The 20,263-nt window shown below is 44.6% G+C and carries 18 protein-coding genes, 1 tRNA gene and 1 rRNA gene; 3 read left to right on the top strand and 17 right to left on the bottom strand.

The features are described 5' to 3' along the window. From ABVF09_RS18790 to spoIIE, 14 genes are all read right to left on the bottom strand, one after another. Positions 1-226, bottom strand: a 16S ribosomal RNA gene (locus ABVF09_RS18790); the annotation flags it as partial. Positions 227-629: 403 nt separating this feature from the next. Next, positions 630-2,114, bottom strand: a complete 1,485-nt coding sequence (gene lysS, locus ABVF09_RS18785; RefSeq protein ID WP_153461773.1) for a lysine--tRNA ligase — start codon at positions 2,112-2,114, stop codon at positions 630-632. 229 nt (positions 2,115-2,343) lie between these two features. Then, entirely contained in the window at positions 2,344-2,592 is a 249-nt protein-coding gene (locus ABVF09_RS18780; RefSeq protein ID WP_026569013.1) for a helix-turn-helix domain-containing protein, read from the bottom strand. Next, a complete protein-coding gene (gene folK, locus ABVF09_RS18775; protein ID WP_026569012.1) occupies positions 2,562-3,074 on the bottom strand; it encodes a 2-amino-4-hydroxy-6-hydroxymethyldihydropteridine diphosphokinase in 513 nt (170 codons plus the stop codon). Before folK ends, ABVF09_RS18780 begins: the two co-directional genes overlap by 31 nt. Continuing rightward, positions 3,074-3,436, bottom strand: coding sequence for a dihydroneopterin aldolase (gene folB / locus ABVF09_RS18770; RefSeq protein ID WP_026569011.1), 363 nt, complete (start codon positions 3,434-3,436; stop codon positions 3,074-3,076). The genes folK and folB overlap by 1 nt, the downstream gene beginning before the upstream one ends. After that, complete coding sequence (gene folP / locus ABVF09_RS18765) at positions 3,429-4,268, bottom strand: dihydropteroate synthase (RefSeq protein WP_026569010.1); 840 nt, start codon at positions 4,266-4,268, stop codon at positions 3,429-3,431. Before folP ends, folB begins: the two co-directional genes overlap by 8 nt. 163 nt (positions 4,269-4,431) lie before the next feature. Continuing rightward, entirely contained in the window at positions 4,432-5,361 is a 930-nt protein-coding gene (gene cysK / locus ABVF09_RS18760) for a cysteine synthase A (RefSeq protein ID WP_200865428.1), read from the bottom strand. Positions 5,362-5,592: 231 nt separating this feature from the next. After that, complete coding sequence (hslO, locus tag ABVF09_RS18755; RefSeq protein WP_026569008.1) at positions 5,593-6,471, bottom strand: Hsp33 family molecular chaperone HslO; 879 nt, start codon at positions 6,469-6,471, stop codon at positions 5,593-5,595. A gap of 410 nt (positions 6,472-6,881) precedes the next feature. Further along, positions 6,882-8,861 carry an ATP-dependent zinc metalloprotease FtsH gene (ftsH, locus tag ABVF09_RS18750; RefSeq protein ID WP_035426420.1) on the bottom strand — a complete coding sequence of 660 codons (1,980 nt, stop codon included), beginning with the start codon at positions 8,859-8,861 and terminating at the stop codon, positions 6,882-6,884. A 125-nt stretch (positions 8,862-8,986) separates the two neighbouring features. Continuing rightward, on the bottom strand, positions 8,987-9,529 hold the full coding sequence (gene hpt, locus ABVF09_RS18745; RefSeq protein WP_026569007.1) for a hypoxanthine phosphoribosyltransferase: 543 nt from the start codon (positions 9,527-9,529) through the stop codon (positions 8,987-8,989). An 11-nt stretch (positions 9,530-9,540) separates the two neighbouring features. Then, complete coding sequence (gene tilS / locus ABVF09_RS18740) at positions 9,541-10,932, bottom strand: tRNA lysidine(34) synthetase TilS (RefSeq protein WP_371069838.1); 1,392 nt, start codon at positions 10,930-10,932, stop codon at positions 9,541-9,543. A gap of 270 nt (positions 10,933-11,202) precedes the next feature. Then, a complete protein-coding gene (locus ABVF09_RS18735; protein ID WP_026569006.1) occupies positions 11,203-12,156 on the bottom strand; it encodes a protein kinase domain-containing protein in 954 nt (317 codons plus the stop codon). Then, positions 12,125-12,859: a vWA domain-containing protein gene (locus tag ABVF09_RS18730; RefSeq protein ID WP_026770974.1), complete on the bottom strand. Its 735-nt coding sequence runs from the start codon at positions 12,857-12,859 to the stop codon at positions 12,125-12,127. Before ABVF09_RS18730 ends, ABVF09_RS18735 begins: the two co-directional genes overlap by 32 nt. Positions 12,860-12,992: 133 nt before the next feature. Next, on the bottom strand, positions 12,993-15,437 hold the full coding sequence (gene spoIIE / locus ABVF09_RS18725) for a stage II sporulation protein E (RefSeq protein WP_371069837.1): 2,445 nt from the start codon (positions 15,435-15,437) through the stop codon (positions 12,993-12,995). A 412-nt stretch (positions 15,438-15,849) separates the two neighbouring features. On the opposite strand from spoIIE, the gene ABVF09_RS18720 reads away from it, so the two are divergent. Then, positions 15,850-16,290, top strand: coding sequence for a MarR family winged helix-turn-helix transcriptional regulator (locus tag ABVF09_RS18720; RefSeq protein ID WP_026569003.1), 441 nt, complete (start codon positions 15,850-15,852; stop codon positions 16,288-16,290). Next, positions 16,287-17,813 carry a DHA2 family efflux MFS transporter permease subunit gene (locus tag ABVF09_RS18715; RefSeq protein WP_051390356.1) on the top strand — a complete coding sequence of 509 codons (1,527 nt, stop codon included), beginning with the start codon at positions 16,287-16,289 and terminating at the stop codon, positions 17,811-17,813. Before ABVF09_RS18720 ends, ABVF09_RS18715 begins: the two co-directional genes overlap by 4 nt. A gap of 124 nt (positions 17,814-17,937) precedes the next feature. On the opposite strand, the gene ABVF09_RS18710 is transcribed toward ABVF09_RS18715, so the two are convergent. Beyond that, complete coding sequence (locus ABVF09_RS18710) at positions 17,938-18,516, bottom strand: histidine phosphatase family protein (protein WP_026569001.1); 579 nt, start codon at positions 18,514-18,516, stop codon at positions 17,938-17,940. Positions 18,517-18,670: 154 nt separating this feature from the next. On the opposite strand from ABVF09_RS18710, the gene ABVF09_RS18705 reads away from it, so the two are divergent. Beyond that, positions 18,671-18,744 (top strand) — tRNA-Met (locus ABVF09_RS18705). Positions 18,745-19,398: 654 nt separating this feature from the next. Here the strand turns inward: ABVF09_RS18705 and ABVF09_RS18700 are convergent. Both ABVF09_RS18700 and ABVF09_RS18695 read right to left on the bottom strand, forming a co-directional pair. After that, entirely contained in the window at positions 19,399-19,803 is a 405-nt protein-coding gene (locus ABVF09_RS18700) for a S1 domain-containing RNA-binding protein (protein WP_026569000.1), read from the bottom strand. A 72-nt stretch (positions 19,804-19,875) separates the two neighbouring features. After that, positions 19,876-20,256, bottom strand: coding sequence for an FtsB family cell division protein (locus ABVF09_RS18695; RefSeq protein ID WP_026568999.1), 381 nt, complete (start codon positions 20,254-20,256; stop codon positions 19,876-19,878). Positions 20,257-20,263: the final 7 nt, after the last annotated feature.

The raw sequence follows: 20,263 nt of genomic DNA, 5'->3' as shown, positions 1-20,263 counted from the left end.
GCCTTTCAACCTTTCTCCATGCGGAGAAAGGTATTACCCGGTATTAGCCCCGGTTTCCCGGAGTTATCCCGATCTTACAGGCAGGTTGCCCACGTGTTACTCACCCGTCCGCCGCTCGTTCCACAGGTTTCACCCCGAAGGGATCCGCCTGCTTCCCGCGCTCGACTTGCATGTATTAGGCACGCCGCCAGCGTTCGTCCTGAGCCAAGATCAAACTCTCCATAATAGTTGAGCTTGCTTGCTCGTTCAAAAACTAGCTTGTATATCTTGCTTGACATACTGGTTGTTTTGTTCAGTTTTCAAAGATCAAATTGACAGCTGCGTCGTCATCTGCAGCTTAAACATTATATCGTTTCTCAAATGAAAAGTCAAGAGTTTTTTATAATGCTTGTTCGCCTGATTACCGTTCAATTAAAACGGCAACTTAATTATTATAACAATTATCAGCAACAAAGTCAATAATTGTTTTCGGCTTTGTGTAAATGAGTTAGCGATTAACGCAACGTTTAATAATTTACCATGATTATTATCGTAAATCAAGAGAAGAATACAAGGGATTTAATGGAAACACTTTGAAAGTAACAAGATAGAAAAAAGCAGGTCGCCGTTAGCAACCTGCCTTTTTGGTACTACTCTCTATTTCTCATTTGAGGGAACAACAGAACATCGCGGATAGATGGCGCGTTTGTAAGCAGCATGACAAGCCGATCGATGCCGATTCCCAATCCGCCTGTCGGCGGCATTCCGTATTCCAGCGCTTCCAGGAAATCTTCGTCCATCTCGTGCGCTTCATCATTGCCTTGTTCTTTTTCTTTTACCTGCGCTTCAAAACGTTCCCTTTGATCTATTGGATCATTGAGCTCAGAGAAAGCATTTGCGTGCTCTCGACCTACAATAAACAACTCAAATCGATCGGTGAAACGGTCGTCCTCAGGGTTTTTCTTGGCAAGTGGAGAAATTTCCACGGGATGTCCATATACAAAGGTAGGTTGGATCAACTTTTCTTCCACCCTTTGCTCGAAAAACTCGTTGACAATGTGTCCGAAAGTCATGTTGTCCTTAATGTCGATTCCATGCTCTTTGGCTAACGATTTTGCTTCTTCATCGCTCATTTCCTTCCAGAAGTCCACACCCGTATACTCCTTAACGGCATCCACCATATGAAGCCTTGTCCACTCCGGCGCCAGGTTCACTTCATTATCTCCATATTTGACAGTTGTGGAACCCAGCACTTCTTTCGCTATATGCGCTACCATGTTTTCAACCAATGACATCACGTCATGGAAATCAGCATATGCCTCGTATAACTCCAGCATAGTGAATTCCGGATTATGCCTGGTGGAGACACCTTCATTACGGAATACCCTGCCGATTTCATATACTTTTTCCATGCCGCCGACAATCAGCCTCTTCAGATGCAGCTCTATTGCGATTCTCATGTACAGAGGAATATCCAACGCATTGTGGTGTGTTATAAACGGACGCGCAGATGCACCTCCGGCAATGCCGTGCATCATCGGCGTTTCTACTTCTAAAAAGCCATTACTGTCCAAGTATCTGCGCATTGATTGAATGATTTTACTACGGGTAAGGAATGTTTCCTTGCTTTCCGGGTTGGTGATCAAGTCTAAGTAACGTTGACGATAACGTTGCTCAACATCCTTCAACCCATGGAATTTATCCGGAAGCGGGCGCAAAGATTTGGTCAACATTTGAAATTCGCTTGCTTTGACAGATAACTCCCCGACTTTGGTTTTAAACACGGTTCCTGTAACACCGATAATATCACCGATGTCCGCAGTCGTGAACAATTCGTATGCTTCCTCGCCCACTCTATCTTTTCTGACATACAATTGTATTTGACCACTAAGATCTTGAATATGAGTAAAGCCAGCTTTTCCTTTCCCTCGCTTTGTCATAATCCGGCCGGCGATGGTGGTTTCTGCTTCTTTCTCTTCCAGCTCTTCTTTGGAAAAGCCATCATATGCTTGTTTGATTTCCTCGGCCAGGTGAGTCCGTTCAAACTTAGTACCGAATGGGTCCAGGCCTTGTTCTTGTAAATGCTGCAATTTTTCCCTGCGTACCTGCAGCTGGTCATTCAACTCTTCTGTCATTGGTCTCACTCCATTTGTTATTTATCCTCTATTTCTCATTCATAACCCGGCCGCCATACTGCTATACAGTAGAAGACGATGTTCTGTTGTATTATAACGATAATGAAAAAACTGCCAGCAAAGCACTGGCAGCATTTTCTCTTTATTTTCAGTATAGAAAAGGTGCTGCAAAGTGTCAACGTTGGAACACTGTTACGGATCAACTTTGGCCAAAAGAATCATACCTATGTTAAACATGGACATCTGTTTTTGGATGTCTGTACTTATGTTTATCCTGTTCAGGTGCCAGCTCCTGAGCAGAAATCTCCAGCACGTCCGTAATCTGGCGGAGCAGTTCATCGCTCAGCATGCGAGTCCCCCGCTCTACTTCCCCTATTACAGATACCGAAACACCAAGCTTTCGGGCAAACTGGACTTGTGTATATCCTTTCAGCTTTCGATATGCCTTTACCCTTCTTCCCCATTCTTTCCCAGCCATCGCGCAACTCCCTTTTTCTCCGTTGTCGGCAGCTCATCAAGAATTGCTGAAACACTTTTGTTTTGAGTAGGAATAATTGCGTCTGGATTTACATCCTGCAAAGGTATAAGTACAAAAGCTCGTTCGTGCATTCTCGGATGAGGTACAAATAATTGCTCTGTTTTAATATTTTCTTGATTATAAAGCAAAATGTCAAGGTCTATTGTACGGGGACCCCAGCGCACCTCCCTTTTTCTTCCCTTTTCTTTTTCGATAGACTGGCAGTACTCCAACAATTCCCAGGCAGAAAGGTCTGTTTTTAACTCCACCACCATATTCAAAAAGTTGTCTTGCTTCGTGTAACCAACTGGCAGGGTTTCATAAATGTCCGACTTTTTTTTCACGATAATTTGCTGATGGTCTTCCAACGCTTGAACGGATTCGGTCAAGAAAGTTTCCCTTGGCTGGATGTTGGACCCCAGACCCACATAGGCCGTATTCATCAGGAACGCTCCCGGTAAATTTCAATTGCCACTGAGTCATAATGTCCCGGAATAGGGGGATCCGGTTTTATGACTTTCACCTTACAAGCTTGCAATCTGGCAAACCTTTCAAGCAAACCCGCGGCAATTTTTTCGCCGACACTTTCTATCAGTTGTTTTGCTTCTCCTTCGACAACCGCTTTGGTTATTTGATAAATCTGCCCATAATCAATGGACGCGTCCATGCTGTCCGTTTCACCGGCTGCTTTTAAATCGACTTCCAATGTCAAATCGACATAAAAACGTTGCCCTAACTTTCTTTCCTCGGGAAAAAGTCCGTGATAGCCATAAAACTCCATCTTATTCAAAAATATTTTATCCAATTCCGTTGTCTCCTTTCCCCATCATCGCATCCATCATTCTAGTCATATCTTTAATCATCTTGACATTATGGACACGGACAATGTCTGCAGCCCCTTTGCTAACACCGTAGCAAACTGTCGCACCTGTCCCTGCATCCCTTTCCGGTGCAGGGACGTCCAGCACTTTACCAATCATCGATTTACGAGATGTTCCCAATAGCATAGGAAAACCCAGTTCTCTGAATTGATCAAGATGGCGCAGTACTACTAAATTATCATCCGACGTTTTGGCAAATCCGATACCTGGATCAAGAATTATATTTTCCTTCCTAACGCCCGATTCCAAGGCAACAGTAATGCTTTCTCGCAAGTCCTTTTTCATATCTTCAATCAAATCACCATAATCCGTGTTATCGCGATTATGCATGAGAACAATCGGTACATCAAAAGCAGCTGCCACCTTCGCCATTTCCGGATCCCTTTTGGCTCCCCATATATCGTTCAGTATCGAGGCCCCTGCTTCCAAAGCTCTTTTTGCTGTCTCTGATTTATAAGTATCAATAGAAATCGGAATGTCAACTGCTTCTTTTACTGCTTGAATCACGGGTACCACTCGATCGACTTCGTCCTGGACAGCTACAGGGGTAAAACCAGGCCGGGTCGACTCTCCGCCTATATCGATGATATCCGCCCCTTCTTTTTCCATTAAAACCGCTTGCTCAACAGCTGCGGCAACCTCGCTGTACTTCCCCCCGTCGGAAAAAGAATCCGGAGTTACATTCAATATTCCCATTACTAATGTTTGCTTGCTCATGTTATATTGCTTCACTTTGGTGTTTAAGATAAAAGACATAAGTATTCCTTCTTTCTCACGGACTGTATGTATCTACTCCTATTCTACCGCAAATAAGGAAATTCTTCATGCCGCGAGCGATGAGAGTCGACCAAAGAAAAGCACGAGCACCCATTTCAAAAAAAGCACCTCCGCATGACTTAGCGGAGGCGCTGACTGGTACTTATTCGTTATCTTCAAATTGGTAAAGCGGTGTAGAAAGATATCTTTCCCCGTTACTAGGGATGACCGCAAGAACTTTTTTACCTTTTCCAAGTTTTTTGGCAACCTGTTTTGCTGCATAAATAGCTGCTCCGGAGGAAACCCCGCCAAGCAAACCATCCTTTTTAGCAGCTTCCCTTGCCGTAGCATAAGCATCCTCGTTGCTAACCTGGATGACTTCATCATAAACATCGGTGTCCAAGACTTCCGGAACAAAACCTGCTCCGATACCTTGTATCTTGTGCGGGCCAGGCTTACCGCCCGATAGAACCGGAGAAGCTTCTGGCTCCACGGCATAAATCTTAATGTCTTTATACTTTTCCTTCAACACTTTGCCGGCACCGGTAATAGTACCGCCGGTTCCTATACCAGAAATAAAGGCATCAAGCTGATCGCCCATTTGCTGAACAATTTCTTTGCCGGTTGTGCGTGCGTGAACGGCGGGGTTTGCCACATTGTTAAATTGCTGCGGCATGAAGTAACCGTTCGCCTCTTGAAGCTCTTCCGCCTTTTTAATCGCACCCTTCATTCCTTCAGCTCCAGGAGTCAGCACTAGTTCCGCCCCATAAGCGCGCAAAAGATTGCGCCGCTCCATACTCATCGTATCAGGCATGACCAGAATGGCTTTGTAGCCTTTGATTGCGGCTACCAGCGCCAGCCCAATTCCAGTGTTACCGCTAGTGGGCTCGATCAGTGTATCTCCCTCTTTTATAAGGCCTTCTTCCTCAGCAGCCTCTACCATCGCAAGGGCAATTCTGTCCTTAACAGAGCTTCCAGGATTCATGAATTCCAGCTTGGCATATACTTCTGCACTATCTTCATCTGTCGTCCGATTCAATTTTACAATCGGAGTATTGCCGATCAATTCTGCTATGGATTGCGCTACCTTCATTATTTACCACTCCCAATTCCCACTATATTTGTTGGATTTATACTCAATGTAATGAATACACTGCTAAAAGTCAACTAATCCGCCACCTATAGACAGATAATTAACACTATTCATATAAAGCAAATCATATACCCGCATTCCTTATGAAAAAGAACCAACAAACCCTTCTACACGTCCTATAGATGCAAATAATAAAAGGCAGAAGCAGCCTTTCCTGCTCCTCCCTTTTCTTTATTGTTCTTCTGTTTTTAAAACCTCTAAATCCTCTGCTGAAAAATGATACTGTTCGTTACAGAAGTGGCACGTAGCTTCTGCTCCGCCGTCTTCCTTGATCATTTGATCTATTTCTTCCTCTCCAAGGCTTTTCAGAGCGTTTTCCACTCTTTCTTTTGAGCATTCACATTTAAACTGGACAGGCAGACTTTCATGGATTTTCAGGTTTTCTGTCCCGATCAATTTCTCTAAAATTTCCTCCGGTGTGTTTCCGTCCCTTATGAGGCTGGAAATAGGCGGGATACTATTGATTCGTTGTTCCAATTGATCGATTGTGCCATCATCTGCGCCTGGCATCACTTGCAGGATAAATCCGCCCGAGGCAAGAATGGTATGGTCCGGGTTAACCAAAACACCTGCTCCTACTGCTGATGGGATTTGCTCGGAATTCACAAAGTAATAAGTGAAATCTTCACTCACCTCTCCCGAAATAATCGGAACTTGGCCTGTGAAGTGCTCCTTTAAACCGAGGTCCTTGACCACGCTCAAGCTTCCTTGCGTTCCGACAGCTCTAGCTACATCCAGTTTTCCTTTTGCATTTAAATCAAAATCCACATGCGGATTAGTAATGTACCCTCGAACTTCCCCTTGTCCATTGCCATCAGCGATAATCGGGCCCACCGGTCCGTCGCCTTCGAGCTTGACTGTCAGTTTGTCATTCCCTTTCATCATCGCTCCCATCATGGAGGTAACGGTAATAGTTCTCCCCAATGCGGCAGAAGCTGTCGCCCATGTGTCATGACGCCTTCTGGCCTCTTCAACCGTTTCTGTGGACTGAACAGCATATGCTCTCACTGTCCCGTTAAAAGCTGTTGCTTTGATTAAATAGTCACTCATCTTGCATCATTCTCCTTTAAAGCTTAAATATTTGCGTCCGGCTAAAAAACCAAATGAACTAAAGGCCGAATAGATGGGATGGAAGCGGTCCGTCACCACCACCCACGGGCCCCATACGAAACTCTACCTCAAATCATTCACCAGGCAAACCAGCCAAAAAAGGGCCAGTAAACGAGCCCTGTCTGTATATCCCACCGCTTATAGGTGATTGTTCATTATACTTAAAACCAGTACGGTATTTGTATTCCCCACTTTTAAAACAAAAACCAGAATCCAGCAGAGAAATTCACGTACCCACTTACTATAATCGATTTCGTAGACATATACACATCATTCGACTCCTGACAGGCGCCCAACCGTTTTGTATAGAAAAACGCCCTCTTTGTCTCACTTCAAAGAGGGCGTAATTATCAATCGTTATTTTTATTTTGGTCAGGAGCATTGTCTTCTGCATTGTCATGAGAAGCTTCGTCTTCTGATTTTGTTTGGATATTCACTTTCATATCCTTCGTTTCGGAATTCTCATCCTGGTCTTGTACATTTCCATCTTGCTCGGAAACTACTTTGTCAGGCATTTTTCCTTCTTCAAATAACGATTTTATCTCGCTGGCATCGAGTGTTTCCACTTCCAGCAAGGTTTTAGCTACCAACTCGAGCTTGGACTTGTTTTCCGTCAGAATCTCTTTTGCACGTGCATAGCACTGATTGATGAAGTTCTGTACTTCCTGGTCGATTTCATAAGCGATTGCATCACTGTAAGTTGGTTCGTTCTGCATATCTCTTCCCAGGAATACCTGTCCACCCGAGCTGCCAAATTGCAGCGGGCCGATCTTATCACTCATGCCATACTCGGTAACCATCTTACGGGCTATACTAGTGGCACGCTGGAAGTCATTATGGGCTCCGGTACTGACCTCGCCGAATATAATTTCTTCCGAAACCCGGCCGCCTAGCAGTCCGGTGATTTTATCCAACAATTCCGGTTTTGTCATGAAGTAACGATCTTCCCTCGGCAGCATGACCGCATATCCACCAGCCTGGCCGCGTGGTACGATTGTTACTTTATGGACCATGTCTGCATCATCCAGTACCATTCCGATGATGGTGTGACCACTCTCATGGTAGGCAACAATATTTCGTTCCTTCTCGGAAATGACTCTGCTCTTCTTGGCAGGTCCTGCAATGACACGGTCAATTGCTTCATCTACGGAAAGCATATCGATTTTCGGTTTATCGCTTCTCGCAGCAACAAGCGCCGCTTCATTAAGCAGGTTTTCCAAATCGGCACCGGAAAATCCTGGTGTCCGCATGGCAATCGTTTTAAGGTCAACGGAATCATCCAGCGGTTTGTTTCTGGCATGAACCTTCAGTACTTCTTCCCTGCCTTTAAGATCAGGCCGGTCGACAGTGATTTGCCGGTCGAAACGCCCTGGACGCAATAAGGCTGGATCGAGAATGTCCGGTCGGTTTGTGGCGGCGATTATGATAATGCCCTCGTTTTCCCCGAAACCATCCATCTCGACAAGAAGCTGATTCAATGTTTGTTCACGTTCATCATGACCACCGCCGACACCAGCTCCACGCTGTCTGCCGACTGCATCTATTTCATCGATAAAAATAATACACGGTGCATTCTTTTTAGCGTTCTCAAACAAATCACGAACACGAGAAGCACCGACACCTACGAACATTTCCACGAAGTCGGAACCGCTGATGGAAAAGAAAGGCACGCCAGCTTCTCCGGCAACGGCCTGTGCCAGCAAGGTTTTACCTGTACCCGGAGGGCCGACCAACAGAACCCCTTTCGGAATTCTTGCCCCGATATTGGCAAACTTACGAGGATCCTTTAAGAAATCCACGACCTCTACCAGTTCCTGCTTCTCTTCATCGGCACCTGCAACATCTTTAAATCTGACCTTCTTCTTCTCTTCGCTGTACAGCTTGGCTTTGCTTTTACCGAAGTTCATAACTCGGCTGCCGCCGCCCTGCGCCTGATTTAACAGGAAGAAGAATAAGATAAATATAATAACAAACGGAATCATCGTGGTAAGGAATGTTACCCATCCGCTTGGTTGCTCCTCTTCTTCAACATTCAGTATCCCCTGGTCGGTTGCTGTATCGGTAATACCGGCAACGATGTCAGGATTATCCGGAACATTGGTGATGAATGTTTCGTTTTCTTCGCCGGTTAATTCTCCAGTTATACGATAAACACCATTAGAGGGCTGCATGGTCATATCTGAAATTTCACCATTGTTCAATTTCTGCATAAACTCATTGACATTATATTCTGTTTCTTGATTGTTCTGTCCATTAAATACTCCGACAATTCCGATTACCACCAGGAATATCAGGAAATAAAAAATGACATTACGAAAAATTCGGTTCATTGCCTACCTCCTCCCAAGCGAGAAAACTATAGTAAATAGTACCATATGAAAAAGGACCAATACAACTGATTACCCTTTTAAGATATGTCAATATTTCGACAGTCATACCTGTCAATCAAACAAGATTATTCACCGCCGTAAATCTTCGGCTTCAATACTCCTACATAAGGAAGATTGCGATACTTCTCTTTGTAGTCCAACCCATAGCCTACCACAAATTCATTCGGCACATGGAATCCGACAACATCGGCCTTGATATCTACCTTCCTGCCTTCGGGTTTGTCCAAGAGTGTAACGATTTTAATCGAGTTGGCCTTCCGGTATTTAAACAAATCAACCAGGTAACTGAGCGTCAATCCACTGTCGATGATATCCTCTATTATCAGTAAATCTCTACCCTCGACCTTTGTATCTAAATCCTTGACGATTTTCACTTCCCCGGATGATCTGGTTTCTCCTCCGTAGCTGGAAACATCCATAAAGTCCATCTCAAGGTGAGTATCCATTGCCCGGAGTATATCTGACATAAATGGCATCGCGCCCTTCAGCACCCCGACTGCCAATGGGAATTTCCCTTCATATTCCTTTGTTAAACGTGCCCCTAACTCCTGGCATTTTTCTTTGATTTCTTCTTCAGAAATCAGAACTTTTTCGATATCGTTATTCATTCCTGATCCTCCTAGATGTTACTGTTCTTCTCGTAATGCAACCGCAGAAATTTGCCTTCATGACCACCGGAAGGCAGAACCGCACTTCTTAATCCAGCCAGCCATAAAATATTGCCTTTTCCATCTTCGACTACCGGCCAACCCTCTCTTAAGCCAATCGGTATTTTTTCATCAATAAGGATATCTTTGATCTTTTTTGTCCCTTTCATTCCTTTGACCCTCATTTTATCTCCAGGTTTTCGGGAACGGATGGACAACGGCCAGTTTATTCCGGCTAAATCATATGTAATGGCAAAGCGGGAATCTTCCAAGGGTTCACAGACAACCGAAGCAGACAGGATGGATCCGTCAGGCAGTTCGACACTGCCCGGGCCTTGCAAAACTATGTAATAGCTGCCGCCGAATTCGGCCGCAAAAGAAAACGTAATTGAATGGTATGCCTTGATGATCTTCAATCCTAAGGGCAAATCTACCGATGCGTTTGCTTTACTGCTTGAAATCAGGCTGAAGAATCGATCCTCATGGGCATATGAAAGGTCAGGTGAAGTCGAATCGTATAGATAATTCAATATTAGATGAAAGGCTCGCCTTTGTAAAGCAATGGGGAACTTGGCAAAGGTTTCTATCTGAAACGCCGCCTGTTTATCACCTTCTGTGAACTCTACATGGGCAAGGACAAGTTTTTCTGCCTGCTCGGTCAAATAAGTTTCATCGCTTCTTGCTGCATCACTCAGCCTGCGAACAGTTTGTAAGAAGTTTGGATTTTTTGCTTTGAGAAGCGGGAGGACGTGTAAGCGGAAATAATTCCTTGTATAATCGTCCTCTTCGTTGGAAGGATCCCTTCTCGGTACCATCCCATGCTTCACACAATAATCCTCGATTTCAGCCCTGGAGGAACTCATGAAAGGACGTATGATAATCCCGCCGGCGAACGATCGCTTGATCGGGATACCCTGCAATGCCGAAATATTCGCACCCCGCGTTAAACCCATCAGAACAGATTCCGCCTGGTCGTCGGCATGGTGGCCCAAAGCAAGATACTCAGCTCCGGACTTTTCCATTTGTTCGGCAAAAAACTGATATCGCAGATTTCTCGCCGAAAGCTGGGTGCCTGTGCCTTCCTTTCTCTTATACGCCGGCACATCCAAAAAGGTTTCAACAATTTCGATCTTCCACGAATTACATATCCCTCTTACAAATTCAACATCCTGTTTTGATTCATCCCCTCTTAAACCATGATCAACAGTCAATGCAATCAGCCGAAGGTTCCATTCTTCTTTCATCGAAGCTAAAATGTGAAGCAAAGCGAGTGAATCCGGTCCCCCTGAGACACCCACCAGAACAGTAGCCCCCTCATGAAGCAGCTTTTCTCTTTTAATTAACTCTTTCACTTTTGTTTCCATATTCCCCACTCCATTACCGGCTAACCATTAATTTCTGCGCCGTTGACCGGTCGCTTCCGCTTTTGTTCGTCCAGCTCCAGCTCCCAACGGCTCGAAGACTTCCTTCACCTCCGTCAATAAGTCAACATCTTCGCTGCGCTCAGTGTTTCCTTTATCTCCTTCGGCTCAGTCCACTCCCTGCGCCGTTGACCGGTCGCTTCCGCTTTTGTTCGTCCAAACCACTTTAATCCTATCACTTCCGATTTTGTACTGCAAAAGAGGCGGTATGGTTTAGATTAACAAAATATGAAATAAATAAAACAGACCTGCAGCAATTAAAATACTGATGCTTTCCAACAGGGACCGATCCCGGTTGGCTGTAGTCACTTTTCTGGCAGTTGCCCTGGTCATTTTCGGGGAAGTTTGCGGCCGGTACATAAGAAGGGTGGCAATCTCTTGTTTCATTTGACTGCTGGAGGTATAGGTACCTTTAAGCGCCTTTTTCAGTGGAACCTGGAATCTTTTCAACTGCCTGGTTGATCCTAGTTTGTTCATCAAAGTTTTTTCCGGTTGATTGCCTTTGTCGAATCTCCCCGGGTGATAAACATGCAGCATCACCATGGCCAAAGCAAACAAATCATAGGATGGTTCTGCCTTTCGACTGCCCATATTCCAGTAGCCTCGATCATAAAATTCCGTATATTCCTTAATGGATCTACCGATTTGTGTCGTTCCGCCTACATCGATCCACCTGACTCTTGGCGGAGAGGAGGCGACCAGCAAGTTCTCCGTCTTTAAATCGCCGAACACCCAACCTGATCGGTGCAGGTGCTCTAAATCTCCTAACAGCTGCATCATGAAAGTACCCAGCCAATCATCTCCGTTCAAACGGATGAAGGTGCCAAGCCCTTGACCGTTTACATATTCCATGACATAAAAAGAGTATCTGGCACCAGAAGGATGGAGCCAATCATCGACATCCAACAAAGAAGGTCCAAGGCTGCCGTTTCCCTGGACCTTTTTTAAGGTTTTCAAAACATTCACTTCGGTGGTGATGGAGGAACCACTGGAACTTATTTTTAATGCAGCCCGATTTCCTTGATGATCGCAAAGATAAACGGTGCCTACTGCTCCGTTTCCCAGCTTTTTAACAATTTTGTACTGGTTTCTATGCCACTTTCCCGAGATAATCGTTCCTGGAGGGAGAGGATGCTCACGCTTCTTCGACGTCTGATCGATTTTCATTTCTAAAGCTCCTTAGCAAGCTTTTCTTGCCAAATTGATACATCGCCTCTTTCAAAGCTGGTCCTGTCGGTGTAATACCGCCACTAGTAAGCTTAGGGAAAACAGAGGATATAGAATCGAGCCGCGGTGCCCAGTCCAACACTTTGTTTATTGCAGTCTTCTTACCCGGAAAAGCATAGATTGAGAACCGATTTCTGCCAATCCTTGCATTCAGGCTGACTGATAAATCGAACAATGCTTCCTGAACCGTCGGAAGCTTGTCCGTCATGCTTGCACTCGTATCTACCAGGACAAGCACTTCCAAATCGCACGTCTCGCCAAGATCCTCGACAACCTCCATGACTTCCCCTCTTTGTTCCGGGGGTAAATCTTCCAGACTTTGATTTGGACCCAGGATTTGTTGCAATTCCTGATTGACCACTCCCTGAAGTGTTTGTGTCATAGCTTGTTTGGTAACGGCCTGTACTGTTTTTGACAAAACTTGTTGGTAGACGATTTGGCTGACGCCGCCACCAGACAGCGCAATATCCTCCACTTCTTGCAGTCCACTGTCGTGTTCCGTCTGACTATCTTCCAATACGCCAATCACATTCACGGTAATGCCCTGTTCAAAAGCCAAGGCTGCTACTGCCGAAGGGTTCTCTCCTTTGTTGGAACAGCCATCGGTAATCAGCAAGATTTGCTTTAATGTTCCTTTTTTCATAAAACTACTCCTCCTCGAATATCCATCCTACTGGTATATGTTTAGTTCTGACTGGGGCGGATTCATTTGCATTCATTATCACCATTTTCGACGTTTGGAGGAAAAATATACCTGTGAAAAGGAACAAAACATTTCATGCATGTTGCTGATATGCAGGAAATGCTGCCCACTTCGGCTTATTGATATCTACTTTTGTCACTAAAACAGTCATATCATCCTCTATTTCTCCCGCGCGGTTGCGAACTACCTCTTCCAATAACAAATCGGCGATTTCCTGCGGACTATCTGTCTCCATTTCTTTGATTTTTCTTTTCAACCAAACATCCACGTTTTCTACATGCTTGGGCCCTTCAAATATCCCGTCACTCATCATAATCAATACATCGCCCGGCTTTAATTGTTCCGTGACGACCTCTACGTCAAACTCGCGAATGATACCAATCGGCAAATTGCTCGCTTCGATTTTGTGCATCGTATTACCCCTTTTGATAAAGCTGGGGGTTGATCCGATTTTCAAAAACCGGACCGCTGCGTCATGTAAATCGATGACTGCCAAATCCAACGTGGAGAATATTTCTTCGCTCGTTCGCAGTGAGAGAATGGAATTGATGGACTTGATGGCGATTTGCTCTTGTATCCCGGATTGCAGTATCTGCTGAAGCAAACGGAGTGTTTCTGTGCTTTCCTCATGAGCCCGTTCCCCGTTACCCATGCCATCGCTAATCGCCAACGCATACTTTCCTGCTCCAAGTTCAATTGTGGAGTAACTGTCCCCTGATACCAATCCGCCTCCTTTGGCAGCATGGGCCACCCCTGTTTCGACTGCATATTTTCTAGCAGATCCGAACGCCAGGAAGCATTCTCCATTAGGAAACGGCGAGATGTCTTCTTCCTTGACCACCACTGTTTCCTGTAAAATGTCGGACAGCATCGGAGCGATCAACTTTGGACCTTCGCCATGATATTGGGAAAAGGTAAGATGCATCTCAATATCGATATTGCCTTTTTCTACACTGAAAATGTCGAGTTTTTCAATTTCCATGCCCAGCTGTTTAAGGGCTGCAGCTATTTCCGTTTCCTGTTGTTCATGGTTCTCCCGTTCTTTCATGATTTCCTTGGCAAAATCGTCCATGACTTCCGACACGCCCAGTAGTTGGTCAGCCACAAACCGCCTGCTTTCGCTCACTTGCTTTTTTAATTTTTGATTCGCCTCATAAAAGGATAGCTCGTGACGCATCGTCTCTATTACTTTTGCAGATTTGACACAATGATCTTCCAGATTCCGCTGCAATATTTTATTAGGGCCTCCACCCGTTTCCATATCATTTTTCACTTCTGTAAGCAGACCATAGGTTTTATCAAAGTTCGCCGCCCAACAGCGGTCCTTTTTGAAGCAGGATTGGCATGTCTTTTCGGTAACATTGCTCAAAAAATAATCCGTTTCTTTTATATATTCTTCTTCCGGCGGTGTCCGCTGCTGTTGAACAAAGCTTCTAGACAACGCCTGAAAAACGTTGGAGAACTGTTCCACTCGGTTGGCTGTGACATCTCTCACCTTTTGCATATACTGTTCCTGCTCTTTGGAATGTTCCATCGTCCCAGGTATGTAGCGGGAAAGCCTTTTCACCCAACTGTGAGGTGTACAAATAAACAAAAGCACGGCGATGAACGTTTCCAACAGGGATGGGAGCAACGCCTCGACCCCTTTTCCATATATCCCGATGAGCAAGGTTCCGACAATCAGACCAATACTGACGCCCACCTTCTTTCCATCCTTCAGCAACCCTCCAAGCAGACCGGAAAAAGCAAGCAAACTCATCTGGTAAAGACTTGCAACGTTGGCCAAGCTTAAAATCAATCCTGCCACCACCCCAACAGTCGATCCGATGGCAGCACCTCCGACAAAGGCAAGCAGCAACACCAAATAGCGGGAAGTTATTTGTTCGATTGATGCCCCCTGAATCTCCCACCCGATGGTTCCGGTCAATATCGAAGCGAGTAAAATGATCATGCAGACGATTTCTTCGTTTTTCAGAGCAGGTTTGTACCTTTTTGGTGATAATAAAGGCACACTTTGCATAAATATAAGAACAAGCACAGCAGCAAGGATCCCTTCCACCACGGCAAGCATCCATTCGTAGGCAGTCAGTTGGTTTAACAAGGAAAAGCTGAATACCCGTGGCATCATACTGGATATAAGCACGAGCAGCGGCAGCAGCTTTTGTTGGTGCTTGACATTTTTAAAAACTGCTGCGGTGAAAATGAACATCATCATTGCCATGAGGGTGAACAATCCATGATGCAACCCTAAACTGAATGCTCCCGCCAGAACTGCCAACATGACAGGAAAGGACTTGTCCTTTCGAACAAACCAAACTGAAGCGAGGAATGAAAGGGCAAAGGGCGACATAGTAGATAACACAATAGCTCGTCCTAGCAAGAAACCGACGAACAAGAGCAGCCATCCTTTTTCCAATAACAATAACTTCGTCTTATCTCCCATCTTACGCTTTGCATTTTCCAAAGCCTTCTTATATGATATTGGCTTCGTTTGCTGTCTTTCAGCCGTCTCCATCATTAACACCACTCCTTCGTGTTGTTTATTTAAACACATCCCGTCTCTTTTTTTTGTCAAAACAACGGGTCAAATCAAAAAAAGTCTTCGACGTCATTCCAGTGATGAGAGCGATTTTCAACATAAAATCTAAACAAGCTCTCAACATGCTGTCGATTTATCCGTTTGCAATTTGGGGTTTCTTGAACCTCCTTTTCTCGAACCATAAGCATATACAAACACAATCCTTTGCAGGACCTTGATTTTCCTACCCCTATGGTAAACGCCGTCATGAAGGCGTTTACTTTTATTTTTTGCTTTTATTCTATTGCTTTTTCCTCTAAAAAGATTATAATAGTTCTTGCGCTAATTGTTCGTACGTGAACTAAAATGCCCTCTTAATTGCAGGAAGGGATAGCGTAAAGGAGAGGTAGATTTGCAGGAAAACAAAAAAATAGAAAGCATCATTACTTCTTTCCGGGAAGTGAGCAAAGCCTTCTATAAACAGATGTGGCACAATGCCAATGATTTAGGGGTTACCACTCTGCAACTGCAGATCATGAAGTTGCTGGAGGAACAGCCTGAGCTCGGTCTTGTCGAAATAGCCAATAAATTAAACAATAGCAAAAGCACGATCAGCGGTACTGTCGAACGATTGGTCAAGGCTGGTTACGTAGAACGAACCAGATCAGAACAAGATCGCCGTGCCATTGTTTTGACGCTTACCGAGGCGGGCGTGAAAAAGAAAAAGGAATCGTATAAAAGCTACCTGGAAAGAATGGAAGGTCTAAAAGAGATAAACGACCAGGACGTTGAAAAACTCGTCGAGCTGCACAGTCTTATTTTAACTAAAATTTCAGATAACGGAGATGAATGAAAGTGAAAGATAGAACAGCTTTTATAGAAGCGTCACAAGTTGCGAAAGGGCCGATTATTTTTATTATGGTGCTTGGAGCATTCGTGGCTATTCTTAACCAGACATTAATGAACATCGCCCTGCCTGTGATGATGGTAGACTTGGATATTACGGAAAACACAGCTCAGTGGCTGACCACCGTCTTTATGCTGGTAAACGGAATTCTCATCCCGGTTACAGCTTTCTTAATGGAGAAATTCAGCACCCGTAAATTATTCCTGACAGCGATGAGTTTGTTTGCGCTAGGTACGTTGATCTGCGGGATATCACCTAGTTTCTTTTTAATTTTGATCGGACGTGTCGTACAAGCGGCCGGCGCCGGGATTATGATGCCTCTTCTGACAAATGTCATTCTGAGCCTGTTCCCTTTGGAAAAACGGGGAAGCGCCATGGGTCTTATCGGTCTGGCGATGATGTTCGCGCCGGCGATCGGGCCTACATTGTCCGGTTGGATTGTACAAAACTACTCTTGGCGATTATTGTTCTTTATCGTATTGCCCATCGCAGTGATCGATGTTATTTTGGCATTCTTCTTATTGCGGAATGTCACGAAGCTTAGTAATCCCAAAGTGGATATATCGTCCATCATCCTGTCTACTTTCGCATTCGGCGGTTTGTTATATGGCTTTAGTACAGCAGGAAACAACGGCTGGGGAGAAACAGAAGTCATTGCTTCCCTTGCAGTAGGCGGTGTGGCGATGATAATTTTTGTGATCCGTCAGCTTCGGTTGAGCAATCCGATGCTTGAATTCCGGGTTTTTAAATACAACATGTTCACGCTCACCACCATTATCAATGTGGTCGTGACCATGGCAATGTTCGCTTCCATGATTCTTGTTCCTTTATATTTACAAATTGTCCGCGGCTTTACACCGCTGGAATCCGGTCTGCTTTTGCTTCCGGGGGCAATTATCTCAGGGATCATGTCACCGATCACCGGGAAGCTCTTCGACAAAATCGGGGCCCGCCCGCTGGCACTGGTCGGTTTGGCAATTACGGCAGTCATGACATTCTTTTTCACCGACTTAACGGATTCTACATCCTATATGCACATGATGATTATCTACAGTGCCCGGATGATCGGGATTTCCATGATCATGATGCCGATCATGACCGCTGGTTTGAACCAGCTGCCAAGACGTTATTACTCTCACGGAACTGCAATGGCGAACACATTGCGGCAAGTTTCCGGTGCAATCGGTACAGCATTCCTTGTAACGGTTATGAGTAATCAGCGTACAGCACACATGGGAGATTTCTTGCCAAACGATGCGGCAAACCAGCAAATGTATGCATTCCAGCACGCTACAATCGAAGGGATCAATGATTCCTTCATGGTTGCAACCGTGTTTGCTGTAATCGGCTTTGCTTTGTCCTTTTTCTTAAAGCAAGTACGTCCGGCAGACGAAATGGAAGCAGAACAGAATAAGGAGTCAATCCAATCAGCAGTATCGGCTAACCAAACTCCTACTCCTCAAAAGTAAGAACGGGGCTCACGACAAAAGCATAGTGACCACCATAAAACCGAACGATTCAATCGTTCGGTTTTTGCTTTTGTGTCCATGCTTTTCTCCCTGCAAGTTCTTTTTCAGAATAAAAAGGATGTCGTTATTTACTTGTATAGTGGGAAAGATGATCAATTTGGTTATAGTTGTGAACCTTCCATCCTTCTTTCAATAATTCAATATTACTAATGCACGCATTGATCAATTTGGTTTTTCCTGTCCCGATTTTTCCATTCGAGACAGTGGACAAGATTACATTGATTACTCCCCCATGGGCTACCAGCAATAATTCTTCTTCCATATACTTTTTGGAAACCTCCTCGATGCCCTTCATGACTCGTTCCCGAAATGCATCAAGCGGCTCCTGACCGGGATAATTCCGGTTAGGATACAGCCTGTTCCGTTCTTCCATGGGCATCCCCTCTGCTTCTCCAAAGGACCTTTCTTTGAAAGCTTCCATGATTTCAATCGGCTTCTGCCAGTTTTCATTGATAATTTCTGCAGTCTTCTGCGCTCTTATCAAAGGTGTTGTTATAATCCTGTCCATGTGCATATCTTTAAAATAATCCCTGCATTCCTTTGCCTGCTGGATCCCTGTTTCATTTAAAGGAATATTCGTTTCTCCTTGTAACCGCCCTTGTAAATTCCAATCCGTTTCCCCATGCCTTACTAAGCAAATCATCCTTCGGTTCCCCCGTTCTCTTCGTGTGCTGCTCTTGCTTTTCAGTCCTTTTAAAAAACACATTTCTTATTTTTTCTTGACAGTCTCGTAATGCTATTGTATTATATCACTTGTGCCTCAACAACAGAGGACAAAATGTTTTTCTATTTTTTGTGGCGGTGTAGCTCAGCTGGCTAGAGCGTACGGTTCATACCCGTGAGGTCGGGGGTTCGATCCCCTCCGCCGCTATCACACAGAAAAGGTGGCCCTTGGGCCGCCTTTTTTTATGTATAATAAGGCTTCTCAAAGCACCCCGTTTTTTCATAAAACCTGTAAACTGCGACATAGTTTGGATGCGTCTTCCTGACTTCTTACTTTTGTGGAGTTGGAATTCGACGCTGCGAAAATACCCTGCGCTTTCCGTGGGCGGCTGGTGAGCTTCCTCGAGCTGACGCTCTGCGGGATCTCACCGAGGCCTTTACTCCCGCGGGAGTCTTCGGGTATTTTCTTCGCTAGGAACAGCTTTAAGATGGCTTGTTGGAACTCAAAGAAAAAGTCTCTAGGTTTGCGATAACACCATGCTTCTTAGCGTAGGTAGCATGCGTAGTCTCCAGTGGGAACAGCGCGAGCTGAAGATCCACTAGGTAAAGCGGTTTTCTTTACCTAATTAGCTGAAGCCGTGCCCGCGGAAAGCGAAGTATGCTACCGAAGCGTTGGTTAGCACGTTTTTTGAATAGGACATTACAGTTACTGCGCATTTTCTATCAACGGCGACTAACATGCAACAAGATAGGAGACAAAAACCCTAATAATAAAAACGGATGCCATACATTCAAGCATGGCATCCGTTTTTTATATTAGTAACAGAGTTCATTTAACAGCTCTCTCGATAGACAGCAAGTTTTATCTTTTTGCACCTCGACCTCCGCGTTTAGACTCGGTATTCTTTCTGATAGAAGCCAAACGGTCTTCTGAATCTTTCAAGAAACGGTTCATTTTGGATTCAAAAGTTTCCGTGCGGTCGCGGTTATTATTACTTTTATGATTATTTTTGCGGCGCCCGGCATTCGGATTGTCTTTTGCTTTCTTGATCGACAATCCAATTTTGCCATCCTTCTCGACATTAATGACTTTAACCGTTACTTCGTCTCCAACCGTTAAATGTTCATTAATATCTTTAACATAGTTATCGGCAACTTCACTAATATGAACCAAGCCGGTTGAACCACCAGGCAGTTCAACGAAAGCCCCAAAATTAGTGATTCCTGTTACCTTACCCTGCAACTTGCTGCCTACTTCGATTGACATAAAAAAAATGCTCCTCCTTAGAATTTTAAAAGTATCCTACTTATATATTATATATAAGCTGTAAAATGCGTGTCAATAAGATGGCTCCTCCTCCGGAAGTTCGAAGATTATTTCTCCTTTATTTGAGAAAAAGTAATTCGTCCTGGCGATTTCCAACACATAATCTTCATCTTGAAGTAACCGGATTTCTTCCTGGAGGTCTTTTTCATCTTCTTTAAGAGAAGTCATTTTCCTTTCCAGCTTCTGATACTGCTCCTGCTTTTCTGCATATAACGATCGTTGTTTAACCTGGTAGGCTGCCAATCCGCCTACAACGACAACTACCACGATAGAGAATAGCAGCAATCGGCGGAAAAGTCGCTTCTTTTTTTTCTTTTGTCTTTCTACTTGGGCATCATATTGCTTCATATAAGGAGAATCAATTTTTGCCACGGATTTTTCTCTTCTTGCCACTTACTCA

Origin of the sequence: Sediminibacillus sp. JSM 1682029, from assembly GCF_041366435.1 — a bacterium.
Lineage (GTDB): Bacteria > Bacillota > Bacilli > Bacillales > Amphibacillaceae > Sediminibacillus > Sediminibacillus terrae.
Note: the sequence above shows the minus strand (reverse complement) of the source record. Positions and strands in the feature narration are given on the sequence as shown.

Excerpts from the sequence above, each read along its gene's own strand:
- folP (WP_026569010.1), bottom strand. The coding sequence starts at position 4,268 with ATGTCTTTTATCTTAAACACCAAAGTGAAGCAATATAACATGAGCAAG.
- spoIIE (WP_371069837.1), bottom strand. The coding sequence starts at position 15,437 with ATGATGGAGACGGCTGAAAGACAGCAAACGAAGCCAATATCATATAAG.
- ABVF09_RS18730 (WP_026770974.1), bottom strand. The coding sequence starts at position 12,859 with ATGAAAAAAGGAACATTAAAGCAAATCTTGCTGATTACCGATGGCTGT.
- ABVF09_RS18780 (WP_026569013.1), bottom strand. The coding sequence starts at position 2,592 with ATGGCTGGGAAAGAATGGGGAAGAAGGGTAAAGGCATATCGAAAGCTG.
- ftsH (WP_035426420.1), bottom strand. The coding sequence starts at position 8,861 with ATGAACCGAATTTTTCGTAATGTCATTTTTTATTTCCTGATATTCCTG.
- hpt (WP_026569007.1), bottom strand. The coding sequence starts at position 9,529 with ATGAATAACGATATCGAAAAAGTTCTGATTTCTGAAGAAGAAATCAAA.
- cysK (WP_200865428.1), bottom strand. The coding sequence starts at position 5,361 with ATGAAGGTAGCGCAATCCATAGCAGAATTGATCGGCAATACTCCGATT.
- lysS (WP_153461773.1), bottom strand. The coding sequence starts at position 2,114 with ATGACAGAAGAGTTGAATGACCAGCTGCAGGTACGCAGGGAAAAATTG.
- ABVF09_RS18700 (WP_026569000.1), bottom strand. The coding sequence starts at position 19,803 with ATGTCAATCGAAGTAGGCAGCAAGTTGCAGGGTAAGGTAACAGGAATC.
- ABVF09_RS18715 (WP_051390356.1), top strand. The coding sequence starts at position 16,287 with ATGAAAGTGAAAGATAGAACAGCTTTTATAGAAGCGTCACAAGTTGCG.
- ABVF09_RS18735 (WP_026569006.1), bottom strand. The coding sequence starts at position 12,156 with ATGAAAATCGATCAGACGTCGAAGAAGCGTGAGCATCCTCTCCCTCCA.
- hslO (WP_026569008.1), bottom strand. The coding sequence starts at position 6,471 with ATGAGTGACTATTTAATCAAAGCAACAGCTTTTAACGGGACAGTGAGA.
- tilS (WP_371069838.1), bottom strand. The coding sequence starts at position 10,932 with ATGGAAACAAAAGTGAAAGAGTTAATTAAAAGAGAAAAGCTGCTTCAT.
- ABVF09_RS18710 (WP_026569001.1), bottom strand. The coding sequence starts at position 18,516 with ATGATTTGCTTAGTAAGGCATGGGGAAACGGATTGGAATTTACAAGGG.
- folK (WP_026569012.1), bottom strand. The coding sequence starts at position 3,074 with ATGAATACGGCCTATGTGGGTCTGGGGTCCAACATCCAGCCAAGGGAA.